1 pseudogene is annotated in these 322 nt (G+C 58.1%); it reads right to left on the bottom strand.

The features are described from left to right. Positions 1 to 322, bottom strand: a pseudogene (locus tag AACY49_RS31440) (IS3 family transposase); the annotation flags it as partial.

The following is a 322-nucleotide window of genomic DNA, read 5'->3' as shown; positions in this document are numbered from 1 at the left end:
ATAGCTGGGCAGCTCGCTAACCTGCTGCTGGATTTCGACCACCAGCGCAGCATCGTCCACAGTCCTGCTTCGCCGTACTTTGGGCGATACCGATTGCTTGATTCGAACCGTTAATTGCGAGCGCGCCACACCGAGACATTCGCTGACCAACTTCACTGGTCGTCCCCCGGCAACAAGGGTGAGTGCGCAATCCATTTTCGCGACCGGGCGATCTCCACGGCCTCTTTGAGGATTTCTGCTTCCATCGTTTTCTTGCCCAGCATCCGTTGCAGTTCACGGATCTGCTTGAGCGCATCGCTCAGCTCGGAGGCAGGCACCACGG

The sequence above is a fragment of the Pseudomonas sp. EL_65y_Pfl2_R96 genome (genome assembly GCF_963970905.1).
Classification (GTDB): Bacteria; Pseudomonadota; Gammaproteobacteria; order Pseudomonadales; family Pseudomonadaceae; genus Aquipseudomonas.
This window is presented reverse-complemented; position numbering and strand designations above follow the sequence as displayed.